General features: G+C 67.3%; 15 protein-coding genes and 2 tRNA genes. 6 read left to right on the top strand and 11 right to left on the bottom strand.

The genetic code is table 11. The annotated features are described in order from the left end of the window. Positions 1–117 precede the first annotated feature (117 nt). Positions 118–2,289, top strand: a complete 2,172-nt coding sequence (locus U5805_RS19565) for an ATP-dependent helicase (RefSeq protein ID WP_322105143.1) — start codon at positions 118–120, stop codon at positions 2,287–2,289. Between the two features lie 106 nt (positions 2,290–2,395). Here the strand turns inward: U5805_RS19565 and U5805_RS19560 are convergent, their stop codons facing one another. From U5805_RS19560 to fdxA, 8 genes are all read right to left on the bottom strand, one after another. Next, entirely contained in the window at positions 2,396–3,157 is a 762-nt protein-coding gene (locus U5805_RS19560) for a DUF4088 domain-containing protein (protein WP_322105142.1), read from the bottom strand. A 243-nt stretch (positions 3,158–3,400) separates the two neighbouring features. After that, positions 3,401–3,724 carry an AzlD domain-containing protein gene (locus tag U5805_RS19555; RefSeq protein WP_322105141.1) on the bottom strand — a complete coding sequence of 108 codons (324 nt, stop codon included), beginning with the start codon at positions 3,722–3,724 and terminating at the stop codon, positions 3,401–3,403. Beyond that, positions 3,721–4,449 carry an AzlC family ABC transporter permease gene (locus U5805_RS19550; protein WP_322105189.1) on the bottom strand — a complete coding sequence of 243 codons (729 nt, stop codon included), beginning with the start codon at positions 4,447–4,449 and terminating at the stop codon, positions 3,721–3,723. The genes U5805_RS19555 and U5805_RS19550 overlap by 4 nt, the downstream gene beginning before the upstream one ends. Positions 4,450–4,873: 424 nt before the next feature. Further along, positions 4,874–5,818: an AraC family transcriptional regulator gene (locus U5805_RS19545; protein ID WP_322105140.1), complete on the bottom strand. Its 945-nt coding sequence runs from the start codon at positions 5,816–5,818 to the stop codon at positions 4,874–4,876. Positions 5,819–5,847: 29 nt separating this feature from the next. Beyond that, positions 5,848–6,315 (bottom strand): CreA family protein, encoded by a 468-nt coding sequence (locus U5805_RS19540; protein WP_322105139.1) that lies wholly within the window; start codon positions 6,313–6,315, stop codon positions 5,848–5,850. 180 nt (positions 6,316–6,495) lie between these two features. Further along, a tRNA-Asn gene (locus U5805_RS19535) sits at positions 6,496–6,571 on the bottom strand. An 81-nt stretch (positions 6,572–6,652) separates the two neighbouring features. Continuing rightward, positions 6,653–6,728: transfer RNA gene (locus U5805_RS19530), tRNA-Asn, on the bottom strand. A 179-nt stretch (positions 6,729–6,907) separates the two neighbouring features. Then, positions 6,908–7,231, bottom strand: a complete 324-nt coding sequence (fdxA, locus tag U5805_RS19525; protein WP_322105138.1) for a ferredoxin FdxA — start codon at positions 7,229–7,231, stop codon at positions 6,908–6,910. A 336-nt stretch (positions 7,232–7,567) separates the two neighbouring features. Here fdxA and pncB point away from each other — a divergent pair, with 336 nt between their 5' ends. The 5 genes from pncB (at position 7,568) to U5805_RS19500 (ending at position 13,638) form a co-directional block, all read left to right on the top strand. Beyond that, positions 7,568–8,770: a nicotinate phosphoribosyltransferase gene (pncB, locus tag U5805_RS19520; protein ID WP_322105137.1), complete on the top strand. Its 1,203-nt coding sequence runs from the start codon at positions 7,568–7,570 to the stop codon at positions 8,768–8,770. 162 nt (positions 8,771–8,932) lie between these two features. Next, positions 8,933–9,595 carry a lactate utilization protein C gene (locus U5805_RS19515; RefSeq protein WP_322105136.1) on the top strand — a complete coding sequence of 221 codons (663 nt, stop codon included), beginning with the start codon at positions 8,933–8,935 and terminating at the stop codon, positions 9,593–9,595. Next, positions 9,585–11,075 (top strand): sodium:proton antiporter, encoded by a 1,491-nt coding sequence (locus U5805_RS19510; protein ID WP_322105135.1) that lies wholly within the window; start codon positions 9,585–9,587, stop codon positions 11,073–11,075. The genes U5805_RS19515 and U5805_RS19510 overlap by 11 nt, the downstream gene beginning before the upstream one ends. A 56-nt stretch (positions 11,076–11,131) precedes the next feature. Continuing rightward, on the top strand, positions 11,132–12,121 hold the full coding sequence (locus tag U5805_RS19505; RefSeq protein WP_322105134.1) for a D-glycerate dehydrogenase: 990 nt from the start codon (positions 11,132–11,134) through the stop codon (positions 12,119–12,121). Further along, positions 12,118–13,638, top strand: coding sequence for a DNA recombination protein RmuC (locus U5805_RS19500; RefSeq protein WP_322105133.1), 1,521 nt, complete (start codon positions 12,118–12,120; stop codon positions 13,636–13,638). The genes U5805_RS19505 and U5805_RS19500 overlap by 4 nt, the downstream gene beginning before the upstream one ends. Positions 13,639–13,792: 154 nt before the next feature. Here U5805_RS19500 and U5805_RS19495 read toward each other — a convergent pair whose 3' ends face one another. The 3 genes from U5805_RS19495 to glp all read right to left on the bottom strand — a co-directional run bounded on the left by U5805_RS19495 (position 13,793) and on the right by glp (position 15,993). Continuing rightward, the gene (locus U5805_RS19495) at positions 13,793–14,299 is read right to left on the bottom strand and encodes a GNAT family N-acetyltransferase (protein WP_322105132.1); all 507 of its coding nucleotides are present in this window, start codon (positions 14,297–14,299) and stop codon (positions 13,793–13,795) included. Further along, positions 14,299–14,574, bottom strand: coding sequence for a hypothetical protein (locus U5805_RS19490; RefSeq protein WP_158950922.1), 276 nt, complete (start codon positions 14,572–14,574; stop codon positions 14,299–14,301). The genes U5805_RS19495 and U5805_RS19490 overlap by 1 nt, the downstream gene beginning before the upstream one ends. A 105-nt stretch (positions 14,575–14,679) precedes the next feature. Next, entirely contained in the window at positions 14,680–15,993 is a 1,314-nt protein-coding gene (gene glp / locus U5805_RS19485) for a gephyrin-like molybdotransferase Glp (RefSeq protein WP_322105131.1), read from the bottom strand. Between the last annotated feature and the right edge of the window lie 125 nt (positions 15,994–16,118).

Below are 16,118 nucleotides of genomic sequence, written 5' to 3'. Positions count from 1 at the left end.
GCAACGCGAAGATCCGCGTAAATATCGCCAGATCGCGGCAAAATCGCGTGCTTGCCGAGGCGGGGTGTATGGATATACAGTGTGCGTCGCCTCGTCCTTATTGTTCATTTCGCGCCCGTGTCCACCGTTTCCCTTGCCGATCCCGCCACCGCCGACCGCGCCGCCGGTCAAGCGCAGGAAGATGCCGCCCAGGCGGTTGCGGCGTGGCTCGCCAAGCTTAACGACGAGCAGCGCGCGGCGGTCGAGCACGGCGGCGAGGCGGGCTTTGCGCCGGGCGCCGCGCTGCCGGGACCGCTTCTCGTGATCGCGGGCGCGGGTTCGGGCAAAACCAATACGCTCGCGCACCGCGTCGCGCATCTCATCGCCAACGGCGCCGACCCGCATCGCATCCTGCTGCTGACGTTTTCGCGCCGGGCGGCGCTGGAAATGACGCGGCGCGTCGCGCGCATCGCGGCGGGCGCGCCGGGCGTGGCGGCCATACTCGCGCAAGGGCTCACGTGGGCGGGCACGTTTCACGGCGTGGGCGCGCGTTTGTTGCGCGAATACGCGGAGCAGATCGGTCTTTCGCCCGCGTTCACGATCAACGACCGCGAGGATTCGGCGGATCTCATGAATCTCGTGCGGCACGAGCTAGGTTTGTCGGCGAAAGAAAAGCGCTTTCCGTCGAAATCCACCTGTCTTGCGATCTACTCGCGCGCCGTCAACACGGGCGATTCGCTCGCCACGGTGCTCAATCGCTCGTTCTCGTGGTGTCTCGAATGGGAGCCGCAACTGCGCGTGCTGTTTGCCTCCTACGTGGACGCGAAGCAAAAGCAGAACGTGCTCGATTACGACGATTTGCTGCTCTATTGGGCGGCAATGGCGGCAGAACCCGCCATTGCCGCCGATCTCGCCGCGCGCTTCGACCACATTCTCGTGGACGAATACCAGGATACCAACCGGCTCCAGGCGTCCATCCTGCTCGCGCTCAAGCCCGACGGCCGCGGCCTCACCGTGGTCGGCGACGACGCCCAGGCGATCTATTCGTTTCGCGGCGCGACCGTGCGCAACATCCTCGATTTCCCGGCGCAGTTCGATCCGCCCGCGCGCCAGGTCACGCTCGAGCGCAACTACCGCTCGACCGCGCCCATTCTTGCCGCTTCGAACGCCGTGATCGACGCCGCCGCCGAGCGCTTCACGAAGAATCTCTGGACCGATCGCGCGTCGCAGCAGCGCCCGCGCCTCGTCACCGTCGCCGACGAAGCCACCCAGGCGCGTTATGTCGTCGAGCAAATCCTGGAAGCGCGCGAGGCGGGCATGACGCTCAAGCAGCAGGCCGTGCTGTTTCGCGCCGCGCACCACAGCGCGACGCTCGAAATCGAACTGGCGCGGCGCAATATTCCGTTCGTAAAGTTCGGCGGCTTGCGTTTTCTCGACGCCGCGCACGTGAAGGACGTGCTCGCGGTGCTGCGCTGGGCCGAGAATCCGCTCGACCGCGTGGCCGGCTTTCGCGTTACGCAATTGCTGCCGGGCGTCGGGCCCGCGAACGCGGCGCGCCTGCTCGATCAGATCGCGGCCTGCACGGGCGCTTACCGCGCGGCCGAAGCGCTCGCGGCCTTCGCACCGCCGCCGCGCGCGGCCGAGGACTGGCCCGCGTTCGCGGCGCTCGTCGACAGTCTCGCCATGCGCGCGACGCCGTGGCCCGCCGAGTTCGAGCGCGTGCGGCGCTGGTACGAGCCGCATCTCGAACGTAATCACGAAGACGCGCCGGTGCGTCTTGCCGACCTGTTGCAGATGGAGAGCATCGCGAGCACGTATGCGTCGCGTGAGCGCTTTCTCACCGAACTCACGCTCGATCCGCCTGACGCGACCAGCGCCGAATCCGCCGATCCGCTGCTCGACGAGGATTATCTGATCTTGTCGACGATCCACTCGGCCAAGGGCCAGGAATGGCGCAACGTGTTCGTGCTCAACGGCGTGGACGGCTGCATTCCGTCCGATCTGGGCGCGGGCAGCGACGAGGAACTCGAGGAGGAGCGCCGCCTGCTTTACGTGGCCATGACGCGCGCGAAGGAAGACTTGCACATCGTCGTGCCGCAGCGTTTTTATGTGCACAACCAGGCGGCGGCGGGCGACCGGCACGTGTGGGCGTCGCGCACGCGCTTCATCGGCACGCCGATGCTGCCGATGTTCGAGTCGCGCGCGTGGCCGCCCGCGCCCGTGGCGAGCGCGCCGAGCGCGGCGGGGCTGGCGGCCGCCGCGCAGGCGAAAATCGAGATCGGCGCGAAGCTGCGCAAGATGTGGGATTGACGCCGGTGCGTTGCGAACCGGCGCGGCCGTGCCGCCAGGGTCTGCTCCGCTTCGGCCTGCGCCGCTCGCGCTCGCGGCGTCCGCTCGCTGCGACAGCGTCGGCGCTTTAGCGCGATGGCTCGCGCGCCGCGCCGCGCGTTTGCGGCACGAAAAAGTTGCGCAGCCACGCGGCGAGGCGCGTGAACACGTCGTCGGGTTCCTCGACGAAGATTTCCGGCTTGAGCAGGCGCAGATATTCCATGATTTGCTGCGCTTCCTGCTTCTGAAACACGCCGTGCGTAATGCCCAGCCGCAGGAAACCGCGCAGTTCGCCGAGCTTTTCGCGCGCGGCGCTTCCGCTCGATTGCTCGCAGGCGATCTTCGCTTCGTACACGCGCTGGCGCAGCGATTCGGAGAGCCGCCATGCGGGCGTCTGCATTGCTTCCTCGAGCGCCTGGATGTCCTGCACGCCGGACTTGATCTGCGCGGCGAGCGGATCGACGAACGCGTCGTCGCCTTGTGCTTCGCTCACGATCGCGGCGGCCCAGTCGCGGCACTGCTTCGAAAGCTCGTCGGGCGTCCACTCGGGACGCGAAGCAAAACCAAACCCGAACTCGCTCGCCTGGCGCAGCAGGATCGACACGACTTCGGGGAATTCCTTGTCGAGCGTGCGCTTGGCCCACGCATACTGGCCGCCCTGCAACAAGCGTTGCACGGCGTGCTCGGTGAGCGGCGTCATGTTGTCGAGCAGCTTCGCGCGCAGATAGTCCTCGAAAGACGGCGTGGCGAACTGCGGGTCGAGCTTGAGCGAAACGCGCAGAAATGCGTCGAAATCCTTGCGCAACGACGCGATCGTTTCGTCTTTCAGGTTGAGGGTGATGTGCCCCATTGTGGTTGCCCCGATGTGATCCTTGCCGCGCTCGCGCCGTTCGCGCCGGCCGCCCGCCTTGCGGCAGCGGCGCAAGCGCCCTGCGGTCCGCTCGCGGGACGCGCGTTTCGTGTGAAAGCGCGGCCCGCGCTCGGACGGGCCGCGTCTTCGAATTGGCGCGGCGCCGCCAAGGCAGGCCATGACGGGTTTATCGGCGGGGCGGGGTGAAACTTGAGCGAGGGCGACTTCGCGAGGCGCGGCCGTTCAGCGCAGCACGACGCCTTGCCAGAAAAAGAACACGCCGAGCCCCACCGCGATCGTAAGCAGCGGGCGCTTCGTGAGCGCGCTCACGCCGATGGCGGCGAGCGCGCCGACGAGCTGCGGGTTGCGCCACGTTAGCTCGGCGCTTTGGCCGTGCGGCGAAACCGCCATCGGCACGATGATCGCCGTGAGCACCGTCACCGGCACGAAGCCGAGCGCGGTGCGCACGAGCGGCGGAAAGACGAGGCGCTCGCCGAGCACGAACACGGCGGTGCGCACGATCCACGTGATGAGCGCCATGCCGAGAATGAGGGCGACGTAGTTCATTGGCCGGCTCCCGCGGTGCGTTGGACGGTGGGCGGCTTGCGCGGCGCGTCTTTCGGCGCGCTGGCCTCGCGCGGCGAACCGGGGCGCGACAGCGCGACGCCCACGGCCACACCCGCGAGCACGGCGCCCAACAGGCCCAGCTTGTACGGCCACGCTTGCCAGAAGAAGGCGAGCGCGCCCGCGGTCACGGCGGCGGCCAGATAGCGCAGCGCGACCAGTTGCGGCACGACGATGGCGATAAACGTGGCGACCATCGCGAAATCGAGCCCGAGCGACTGCAAACCGGGAAACGCCGCGCCGAACAGCAGGCCCACCGCGGTCCAGAGCTGCCAGTTCAGATACATCGAAACGCCCGAGCCGAGGAAGTGCCAGGGCGAAACGTGCTCGCCGGGCGGCTGGCGGCGGAAATGCGCCCACGCGACGGCGAACACCTCGTCGGTGAGCACGGCGCCCAGCACGAGCCGCCAGCGCAGCGGCAGATGCGCGACATAGGGCGCGAGCGTCGCGCTATAGAGCACGTGACGCAGGTTGACGATGAGCGTGGTGGCGAGAATCACGGCGAAGCCCGCATGCGAGGCGATCAGCCCGATCGCGATGAACTGCGCCGAGCCCGCGAACACGGCGAGCGACATGAACTGGCCGAGCCAGAGCGAAAGCGGGCCCGACATGACGAGCGTGCCGAAAATCACGCCGAAGGGCGCGGCGCCGATCATCATCGGGATCATGTCGCGCGCGCCGGCGACGCATTCGGCGAAACGGTTGGGATACGTGGTCAAACTGGCCTCCTGATACGGAGAACCAGCATAGCGAGCGGCGGCGCGCGTGGCTTGTACGTTCTTGCTGAGGCAGGCGGGCGCGGTTTCGCCGGTGCTTTTCGCGGATGCTTTCCGCTGGTGTTTCCCGCTGGTGTTTCCCGCCGATTTTTTCGCCGATTTTTTCGCCGATTTTCCCGCCGGTGCTTCCCGCCGATGCTTTCCGCCGATGCTTTCCGCCGGTGCTTTCCGCCGACGTTTCCCGCCGATGCGTTCCGCCGATGCGTTCCGCCGATTTTCCCGTCGGTTTTTTCGCCGATGCGTTGCGCCAGGGCGATCCGCTGACTGCTTTCGCCATTTTTCCCGCCGGCATTTCCGCAATCGGCGCGCGCAACGGCTATTCGGCCTGCCAGCGTCCCGGCGGCACGCCGAACATGCGGCGAAAATGGCGTGTGAAATGGCTCTGGTCGGTGAAGCCGTTCGCCGCCGCGACATCGGCGACGCTCGCGCCCTCGCGCAGCGGCGCGAGCGCGCGCTGCAAACGCAACTGGGTGCGCCACGCGTGCGGCGGCAAGCCGGTCGCGTGCGTGAAAAGCCGCGTGGCGTGAAACGGCGAAAGCCCGACGGCCTGCGCGAGATCGGCCACGCGCAACGGCGCGGCGAGATCGGCGGCGAGCAGCGCTTTCATCGTTTCCACCCGCGCGTCGCGCGCGCCCGGCGCGACGCGGCCAAGCGGCGCCTCCTGCGTGCGCGCGTAACGCTTGAGCAGCGTGGAAAGCGCGCCGATGAGCGCATCCTCGACGGCGAGCAGATCGCCCGGGGGGAGATCGCCACGGGATAGATCGCCAGCGGATAGATCGCCAGCGTGCAAGCTGCCCGCGCCGCTTGCGGCGGCCGCGCTTTCCGCGATCCTGCGACGATCGACGTCGGCTTCGAGCAGCCGATGCGCGCGCGAGAGTCGGTGCGCGAGATCGAGATCGCCGATCACCTCGCTCGGGAACCACGGCAGCGGCTGCGCGCGCCCGGCGATTTCGGCGGCCAGATCGCTCAGGAAGTCGATCGGCACGTACATCACGCGATAGCTCCAGCCCTCGTCGGCCGCGCGCGAGCCCGTGTGCAGCTCGCCGGGATTGATGACGGGCACGGTGCCGCTCGCGGCGACGTGCTGCGCGCCGCGATAGCGAAAGCATTCCGCGCCGCGCTCGATCACGGGAATCGTGTACGCCTCGTGCCAGTGCGGCGCGAACGTGTGCTCGTGATAGTCGGCGGTGACGAGATCCGCGCCCGGCAGGAGCGGCGTGCGCCAATAGCGGGCGTGATCGCGCAAAGCGGTGTCGGTCATGATGATGGTCCCGCGCGAGACCTTGCAGTTTAGCGCAGCGGGATGGCGGTGCCCGCGGGCACCGGAACGGCGGTGACGCTGTTCTTCGCGCTGCCGCTCACGACGCGGTCGCTGTACGTGAGATAGACGAGCGCATTGCGCTTGGCGTCCACGACGCGCACGACGTGCAGCGTCTTGAAGAGAAACGACATGCGCTCGTTGAACACGTCGGCTTGCTGCTTGAGCGGGCCGGAAAAGGCGATCGGCCCGACCTGGCGGCAGGCGATGGATGCTTCGGTCGGGTCTTCGGCAATCCCGAGCGTGCCTTTCACGCCGCCCGTGCGGGCGCGCGAGACATAGCAGGTGATGCCTTGCACTTGGGGATCGTCGTAGGCTTCGACGACGACCTTGTCCGAGCCCGTCAGGCGGAAGTTGGTGCTGACGCTGCCGATCTGTTCGGCGTGCGCGGCGCTCGCGCAGGCGCAGGCGAGGAGGGCGAAGGCGTGGCGGAGTTTCATGCGAAGTCCCGAAGATGTCGATTCGACATTATCGGGCAGATGGGGCGCGCAAGCGGAGCGGACGCGGGAAAGTGCGGCGCGCGTGCATGCAAGCGGCGCACGAGTGACGCACGAGTGGCGTCACAAGCGGCGCACCAAAAGAAAAAGGGGTTGCGTTCAAAAACGCAACCCCTCGATATTTGGCTCCCCGACCTGGGCTCGAACCAGGGACCTACGGATTAACAGTCCGGCGCTCTACCGACTGAGCTATCGGGGAACAGCAGTAAAACTGCGTACAACTTTCAAACTTCAAAAGCTCGTTCTGGTTAACGAACTCTTTAAATGCTTTTGCTAATCTTGGCTCCCCGACCTGGGCTCGAACCAGGGACCTACGGATTAACAGTCCGGCGCTCTACCGACTGAGCTATCGGGGAATCAACAAAAGCAGAGAACGAGATTCTATGAGGTCAGGCGGGTGCTGTCAACACCCAATCGCCATATCAATCCATCTCTTTAAACGACCTTCCTGCAAAAAATCGTCGGGGCAAAATGGACTGCGCAAGCGGACCAGGCGAGGCGAGCGTGAAGCAAGCGCGAACGCCCATGCGGCGGCTTAGCGCTCGAGCAGCGCGAGCTTGTCCTTCACGTCCTTGAATTCGTCGGCTTCGGGCAGCGGAGCCTTGGTCTTGGTGATGCTCGGCCAGCCCTTCGCGAGTTCGGCGTTCAGCGCGGTGAACGCCTGCTGGTCGCCAGGGACGTCTTCTTCGGCGTAGATCGCATTCACCGGACATTCGGCCACGCACACGGCGCAGTCGATGCACTCGTCGGGGTCGATCGCGAGGAAGTTGGGACCTTCGCGAAAGCAGTCCACCGGGCACACATCGACGCAGTCGGTATAGCGGCACTTGATGCAGCTTTCGGTCACAACGTGGGTCATTCGAGCAGCTCCTGCATGCTTTTGTATCGGGGGATGGCGGTTCGCCAAAAGCGGTATTGTAACTGATGCGGAATTTCCCTACCCAGCGCCCTGCGCGGCTCGCGGAACGTTTCCTTAGATCGTTTCGTGATTAGTTTATAAGCGCCGCCGCCCGCGCAAAACCGTACGATTCCCACGGATTCCCCCTTTCGCGCAAGGGGACGTGTCGTCGCGGGCGCGGGGCGCGCGAGCATTCGGGTAACATGGGCGCAGCGCTCGCGCGCCGTGCCGGGCATCGCTGCAAGCCTTGTGCCGTGGGCAGCGCGAGCGCACTTCACCGCAGTCCGGCTCGCCATCATGATCATTACTTCGCTGCTCGATACCGATCTGTACAAATTCACCATGATGCAGGTCGTGCTGCATCATTTCCCCGCGGCCAACGTGGAATACCGCTTCCGCTGCCGCACGCCGAACGTCGACCTCGTGCCTTACGTCGACGAAATCCGCAGCGAGATCCAAAAGCTTTGCCGCCTGCGCTTCGCCGAGCCGGAACTGGACTATCTGCGGCGCATGCGCTTCATCAAGAGCGACTTCATTGATTTTCTCGCGCTCTTTCATCTGAACGAGAAGTACATTTCGGTCACGCCTTCGGCGAAGGGCAACGGCGAGATCGACATCGACATCAAGGGGCCGTGGCTGCACACGATTCTCTTCGAAATTCCGGTGCTCGCCATCGTCAACGAGGTGTACTTCCGCAACACGCAGCAGCATCCGCAATACGAGGAAGGCCGCGAGCGCCTGCGCCACAAGATCGAACTGCTCGGGGCGAAACCCGAATTCGCCGACTGCAAGATCGCCGACTACGGCACGCGCCGCCGCTTCTCGAAGCGCTGGCACGAAGAGGTGATTCTCACGCTCAAGGAAGACCTGGGCGAGCAGTTCACCGGCACGAGCAACGTCTATTACGCGCTCAAGCACAATCTCACGCCGCTCGGCACCATGGCGCACGAGTATTTGCAGGCGTGCCAGGCGCTCGGGCCGCGCCTGCGCGATTCGCAGATTTTCGGTTTCGAGATGTGGGCGAAGGAGTATCGCGGCGACCTCGGCATCGCGCTTTCGGACGTCTACGGCATGCAGGCGTTCCTGCGCGACTTCGACATGTACTTCTGCAAGCTGTTCGACGGCGCGCGCCACGACTCGGGCGACCCGTTCGAGTGGGGCGAGCGCCTTCTCCAGCATTACGAGGAGAATCGCGTCGATTCGCGCACCAAGACCATGATCTTCTCGGACGCGCTCGACATTCCCAAGGTGCTGCGTCTCTACGAGCGTTTTCGCGGGCGCTGCCGTCTGGCGTTCGGCGTGGGCACGAATCTCACCAACGACCTCGGCTATCAGCCGTTGCAGATCGTCATCAAGATGGTTCGCTGCAACGGCCAGCCGGTCGCCAAGCTTTCCGATTCGCCGGGCAAGAACATGTGCGACGACAAGGCGTATCTCGCGTATCTGCGCCAGGTGTTCGGCATCGCGCAGCCGACCGAGGCAGAACTCGCGGGCACGTAACGCGCGTTTTTTCGCTCCGTTTTTCGCTCCGCCTCTCGCTTTGCTTTTCGCTCCGCTTCTCGCGTGGATTTCCGCGCGATTTTCCGGCGCCGGGCGCCAGGCTCCAAAGCGACGCCCCGTTATAATCGGCGCGTCGCTTTTCTTCATCCGACGAGGACACGCATGGATACGACGGCCGCCCGCCGCAGCATACTCGCGCGCATTCGCGCCGCGCAGGGACGCGAGGCCGCGCCCGCCGCGCACGAGCGCGAAGCCGTCGCCGATTACCTCGCGCGCCATCCCGAAGGTCCGCGCCCCGCGCTGGAAGGCGATCGGGTCGCGCGTTTCGTGAGCGAGGCGCACAAGATGTCGAGCACCGTGGACGAAGTGCCGCAACTCGCCGACGTGCCGTTCGCCGCGCAGCGTTATCTCGCCGGGCACAATCTGCCGATGCAGGCCGTCGCCTGGCGAACGCTCGAGGCGTTCGACTGGCCCGGCGCGGGACTGGCCGTCGAATTCCGCAAGCCGGAGGACGGCGATCTCGTCGGGCTGACCGGCTGCTTCTGCGCCACGGCCGAAACCGGCACGCTGGTTTTGCTTTCGGGACCGCAAACGTGGGCGTCGGGCGCCTTGCTGCCCGAGACGCACATTGCCGTGGTGCCCGCCTCACGCATCGTCGCGGGTCACGAGGACGCCTTCGCGCTCATGCGCGCCGAACGCGGCGAGCTGCCGCGCGCGGTCAACTTCGTTTCGGGGCCGTCGCGCACCGGCGACATCGAGCAAACGATCATTCTGGGCGCGCACGGGCCGTATCGCGTGCATGTCGTCGTCGTGCATGGCGCGTGACGCCCGCGCGGCGCTCGCGCTCGCGGCGTCCGGTTTCTGCTGCACGAATGCGCATGCGTTCGCGCAGGCCAGCGCGCCGGTCAATGCGCAGGCCGGCGCACACGTCGGGGCACACATCGCCGCACACGTCGGCGTGCTCGACGGCGCCGCGCTGAGCGCGCTGTGGGCGCTGCCGTTCGCGGGCATGCTGCTGTCGATCGCATTCGTGCCGCTGCTCGCGACCGCGTTCTGGCACCGGCACTTCGGCAAGATCGCGGCCGCGTGGTCGCTGGCGTTTCTCGCGCCGTTCGCGTTGGCGCACGGTTCGTCCGCCGCGTTCGCGCTTTTTGCGCATGCGCTCATCGGCGAATATCTGCCGTTCATCGTGCTGCTCGGCGCGCTCTATACGATCGCGGGCGGCATTTGCGTTTATGGCGATTTGCGCGGCTCGCCGCGCGTGAACACGGCAATGCTCGCGCTCGGCGCGGTGCTGGCGAGCGCGATGGGCACGACGGGCGCGGCGATGCTGCTGATCCGGCCGCTCTTGCGCGCGAACGAGGGGCGGCGGCACAACGTGCATGTGGTCGTGTTCTTCATCTTTCTGGTCGCCAACGCGGGCGGCCTGCTCACGCCGCTCGGCGACCCGCCGCTCTTTCTCGGCTTTCTCAACGGCGTGTCGTTCTTCTGGACAACGAAGCATCTGGCGCTGCCGATGCTGTTCGTCTGCGGCGTGTTGCTGCTCGTGTTTTATGCGCTGGACGCGTGGTGCTGGCGCCGCGCGGATGCCGCGCGCGCGCCCGCGGCCGCGTCCGTCGAATGGAATCTCGCGCTCGGCGGCAAGGCGAATTTCGTGCTGCTCGCGGCGCTCGTCGCGCTCGTGCTGATGAGCGGCGTGTGGCGCCCCGGCACCGGCTTCGCGATCGCGGGCGTGCCGGTGCAATGGCAGAATCTGTTGCGCGACGCGGGACTCGTCGCGCTCGCCGTCGTGTCCCTCACATGTACGTCGAAACGGGCGCGCGCCGACAACGGTTTCGAATGGGCGCCCATCGTCGAGGTGGCGAAGTTGTTCGCCGGCATCTTCGTGACGATCGCGCCCGTGATCGCGATGCTGCGCGCGGGCGAGGCGGGCGCGTTCGCGCCGCTCGTCGCGCTCGTGAACGCCGCGCCGGACGGCCGCGCGAACGCGGCGACGTACTTCTGGGCGACGGGGCTGTTGTCGTCGTTTCTCGACAACGCGCCCACCTATCTCGTGTTCTTCAATCTCGCCGGCGGCGAAGCCGCGACGCTCATGACGCATGGCGCGAGGACGCTCGCGGCGATCTCGGCCGGCGCGGTGTGGATGGGCGCGCTCACCTACATCGGCAATGCGCCGAACTTCATGGTCAAGGCGATCGCGCAGTCGCGCGGCGTGCGCATGCCGGGCTTCTTCGGCTATCTTGGCTGGTCGGGCGCGGTGCTCATGCCGGTTTTTCTCGCGGCGACGTGGCTGTTCTTCACGTAGCGGCGCGCTATCGACGATGCTTTAAAGACGACAAACGACTGAGTTGGAGAGCAACGATGCAAAAGATTCTCGTGGCACGCCCGATCTTTCCCGAGGTGATCGATCGGCTCAAGCAGTATTTCGACGTCGACTGGAACGACGGCGAGACGCTCTCGCCCGAAGCGCTGAACGCGCGCCTCGCCGACAAGGACGGCGCGCTCACGGCCGGCGATCCCGTCAACGCGGCCACGCTCGCGGCCGCGCCGAAGCTGCGCGTGGTCTCGCAGATGGCGGTGGGTTACAACAACTTCGACATGGCCGCGTTCAACGCCGCGAACGTGCTGGGCACCAACACGCCCGACGTGCTCAACGAAACCACGGCCGACTTCGGCTGGGCGCTGATGATGGCGGCGGCGCGGCGCGTGGCCGAATCCGAGCACTTCCTGCGCGCGGGCAAGTGGGGCAAGTGGTCGTTCGACATGTTTCTGGGCTCGGACGTGTACGGCTCGACGCTCGGCGTGATCGGCATGGGCCGCATCGGCCAGGCGCTTGCGCGCCGTGCGCGCGGCTTCGACATGCGCGTGATCTATCACAACCGCTCGCGCGTCGCGCCGGAGATCGAGGCGGAACTGAACGCCGAATATCGCTCGAAGGAAGACTTGCTCAAAGAGGCCGATCACGTCGTGCTCGTGCTGCCGTATACGGCGGACAGCCATCACACGATCGGCGCCGCCGAACTCGCGCTGATGAAGCCCACGGCCACGCTCACGAACATCGCGCGCGGCGGTATCGTCGACGACGCGGCGCTTGCCGAAGCGCTGCGCACGCGCCGCATCGCGGCCGCCGGTCTCGACGTGTTCGAGGGCGAGCCGAGCGTGCATCCGGCGCTGCTCACGGTGGAAAACGTCGTGCTCACGCCGCACATCGCGAGCGCGAGCGAGGCCACGCGCCGCGCCATGGCGAACCTCGCCGCCGACAACCTGATCGCCGCGCTGGGCGTCGGCCCGCGCGCGGGCCGCCCGCCCAATCCGATCAACCCGGGCGTGCTGGGGAAAGCGCGCTCATGAGTTCGATTGCCGTGATGTCGGTCGCACTGGCCGCGCTCGCGATCGCCTTGGCCGTGGCGCTCGTCACGCTCCTCGCATTGCTGCGCGCGCGCCGGGGCCGCGACGACGACGCCGTGCTCGACGTGCTCGATCAACTGAGCGACCGCCTCGCCGCCTCGACGGACACGCAGGCGCGCGCGGCCGAGCGCATCGAGCGCGAGCTGCGCAACGAGATCGCGCGCACGGCGCAGGCGTCGCGCAGCGAGTTCGGCGGCGGGTTCGCGCAGGTGCAGCAAGCGCTCGCGGCGCAGCTCGCGAGCATCGCCACGGTGCAGAACGGCCAGATCGACGGCTTCGCGCAGCAGCTCGTCAAGCTCACGGCCACCAACGCGCAACAGCTCGACGCCGTGCGCGAAAGCCTGCACGCGCAGGCGCAGCAGGCGCGCGACGAGCAGAGCGCCGCGCTGCGCCACTTCGGCGCGCTGCTCACGCAGCAGCTCGCGCAGCTCACCGAGGTCAACGACCGGCGTTTCGCCGAAGTGCGCGCGACGCTCGAGCAGCGCCTGAAAGACATCGAGGCGAACAATGCGGCCAAGCTCGAGGAGATGCGCCGCACCGTCGACGAAAAGCTGCACGCGACGCTCGAACAGCGGCTCGGCGAATCGTTCAAGCTGGTGTCGGACCGGCTGGAGCAGGTGCATCGCGGGCTCGGCGAAATGCAGTCGCTGGCGGCCGGCGTCGGCGACCTGAAGAAAGTGCTGACCAACGTGAAGACGCGCGGCACGTGGGGCGAAGTGCAGCTCGAAGCTTTGCTCGAACAGATTCTCACGCCCGATCAGTACGCGAAGAACGTGGCGACGGTGCCCAAACGCAACGAGCGCGTGGAGTTCGCGATTCGCCTGCCGGGGCGCGGCGCGGGTTCCATGAGCGACAGCGAGCCGGTCTGGTTGCCCGTCGACGCAAAGTTTCCGCGCGAGGACTACGAGCGGCTCATCGACGCGCAGGAGCGCGCGGACGCGGCCGCCATCGAGGAAGCGGGGCGCGCGCTCGAAATGCGCATTCGCGCGGAGGCGCGCGCCATCGCCGAAAAATACGTCGCGCCGCCGCACACGACCGATTTCGCGCTGCTGTTTCTGCCGACTGAAGGGCTTTACGCCGAAATCCTGCGCCGCCCCGGTTTGACCGATCTGCTGCAACGCGACTATCGCGTGAGCGTGGCCGGTCCGACCACGCTCACGGCGCTGCTCAACAGCTTGCAGATGGGCTTTCGCACGCTCGCCATCGAGCGGCGTTCGAGCGAGGTGTGGCAGGTGCTCGGCGCAGTGAAGACGGAGTTCGGCAAGTTCGGCGACGTGCTCGCGCGCACCAAAACGCAGCTCGAAACGGTGACGCGCTCCATCGAAGCGGCGGAAGTGCGCACGCGCGCGATGAACCGCAAGCTGCGCGACGTGGAGGCGCTGCCCGGCGACGCGGCCACCCATCTGCTCGGCGATGCGTTGCGCAACGCCGAAGGCGAGGGCCCGTTCGGCGACGAGTAAGCGCGCACGATTCGGCAACACGCCGCGAACCTGGTGCAACGGGCCGCTTGCCTCGAAGGCAAGCGGCCCGTTTTGCTTGTTGCACGCTTGCCGTGCGCCGGCCGTGCGCTTGCTGTGCGTGCTGGTTGTGTGCGCCGGCCGTGCGCCCTGCGGCTCAGCCGATCGCGGAAGCCGCGGGCGCCGCGAGCTGGTCGAGCGCTTCGCCCGTCATGCGCACCACGCGCCAGTCGGGCAGCACCGTCGCGCCCAGCTTTTCGTAGAAGCCGATCGCCGCTTCGTTCCAGTCGAGCACGGTCCACTCGAAGCGCGCGCAGCCGCGTTCGACGGCGATGGCCGCGAGCGCGCGCAGCATCGCCGTGCCGAGTCCCGTGCCGCGCTGCGAAGGCTGCACGTAGAGATCCTCGAGATACAGGCCGCGGCGGCTCAGGAAGGTCGAATAGTTGTGGAAGAACAGCGCATAGGCGACGATGCGCCCGGCCTCGCCGTCTTCTTCGGCCACGAGGGCTTCCGCCGCCGGCCGCGCGCCGAACAAGGCATCGGCGAGACCTTCGGGCGTGCCCGTGAACAGATGCGTGAGCTTCTCGAATTCGGCGAGTTCGTACATCAGCGCGTGCATCGCGCCGACGTCGGCGGGGGTGGCGGCGCGGATCGTCGCGGCCATCAGGCTTCCTCGGGCACGTCGGAGAGATGGATCTCGATGCCGCCGAAGCGCGACGCGACCCAGTTGTACAGATGGCACGCGATCCACAGCAGCACGAAGCCCACGATGGCGTTCAGCAGGAGCGCGCTGAACACCGTGCCCAGTTCGAACGTGCCGTAGCGGATGAAGGCGACCACGGCGACGAGCAGCACGATCGGCACGCTGAACGTCAGGTACACGAGGATGAGCGCCTTGGCGGTCTGGCCCGCGGCGATGAACGAGATCTGTTTTTTCATGTGAGTCGGTCCGGGGTAGACGGGTTCGCGTGGTGAGGGCGCGGGTTGCGTGAATTGCGTCGGTTACGTGGAGCGGGCATTGGGGCTCGGCTGGCGGCGGCGCGCCTACACGAGCCCGTCGAACAGCATGATGTCGACGACGTCGCCGGCATCGAGATCGGTGGCTTCGTGGGCAAGCACGATGAAGCAGTTCGCCTCGCTCATCGTGCTGAGCGCGCCCGAGCTTTGCGAGCCGGTGGGCGCGACGCGCCACTGGCCCTGCGAGTCGCGGTACGCGAGGCCGCGCTGGAATTCGGTGCGGCCCGCGCGCTTCCTGATGGACGCCTCGCTCAGCGCCGGCACGAGCGGCACGGGCTGCGGCTGCGCGCCCGCCATCGCCATGAGGGCGGGGCGCACGATCTGGTAGAACGAGACCATCGTCGCGACCGGATTGCCGGGCAGGCCGAACAGCAAGGCCGCGCGTCCCGCGCCGGGGCGCCCGCCCGACCAGATGCGGCCGAAGGCGAGCGGGCGGCCGGGGCGCATGGCGAGGCTCCAGAACGAGACGTCGCCGAGCGCCTGCAATTGCGTGCGCGTGAAATCGGCTTCGCCGACCGAAACGCCGCCGGAGGTGAGCACGACGTCGGCCGTTTCCGCGGCCAGCTTGAGCGTGGCGGCGAGCGCCGCGGGATCGTCGCGCACCACGCCGAGGTCGATGGCTTCGACATTCAGGCGTTGCAGCATCGCGCCGAGCGCGTAGCGGTTGCTGTCGTAGATGCAGCCGGGTTCGAGCGCTTCGCCGGGCGAGCGCAGTTCGTCGCCGGTCGAAAAGTAGGCCACGCGCAGGCGCTGCCGGACGTCGGCTTCGACGCAGCCGAGCGAGGCGAGCAGGCCGATGTCGGAGGCGCGCAGCACGCGCCCGGCAGCCAGCGCCACGCCGCCGCGCGCGAGGTCTTCGCCCCTGCGGCGGCGGTTCGCGCCGCATTCGAGCGCGGCCGGGCCGAACGTGATGGCGCCGTCCTGAACCTGCACGCTTTCCTGCGGCACGACGGTGTCGCAGCCGGCGGGCATCGGCGCGCCGGTCATGATGCGCACGCACTGGCCTTGCGCGACTTCGCCCTCGAAGGCGTGGCCCGCGAAGGCTTTGCCGCCGACCTTCAAGGTGAGCGCGGTCGAACCGGAGGCGAAGGCGGCCAGCGCCGCGCCGTCGAACGCATAGCCGTCCATGGCGGCGTTGTCGTGCGCGGGCACGTCGATCGGCGAAATCATGTCGGCGGCGAGCACGCGCGCGAGCGCTTCACGCAGCGGCACGCGCTCGCTGGCCGTGAGCGGCGTGACCCACTGGAGCACGATGGCCTGCGCGGCGCTGACGGGCAAAGCTTGTGGATCGTACTGGCTGATACACGCGGAGCGGGCGTCGAGGTGGTTAAGCGTGGTCATCGAGTGAGAAGCGTCGCGTCCGCACGGCGAGTGCGGCGATCGTCGAGGCGGGCTCGCCGGGCGGGTGCCCACGGACGGCGGCTGGCCGGTTGCGCATGGTCTCTGCGTGGTTGTGTGCTGCGTGC

It is taken from the genome of Paraburkholderia sp. J41, from assembly GCF_905220235.1.
In the GTDB taxonomy this organism is placed as follows: Bacteria; Pseudomonadota; Gammaproteobacteria; order Burkholderiales; family Burkholderiaceae; genus Paraburkholderia.
The sequence above is the reverse complement of the archived record's forward strand: the minus strand, read 5'-3'. Positions and strand labels throughout refer to the sequence as shown.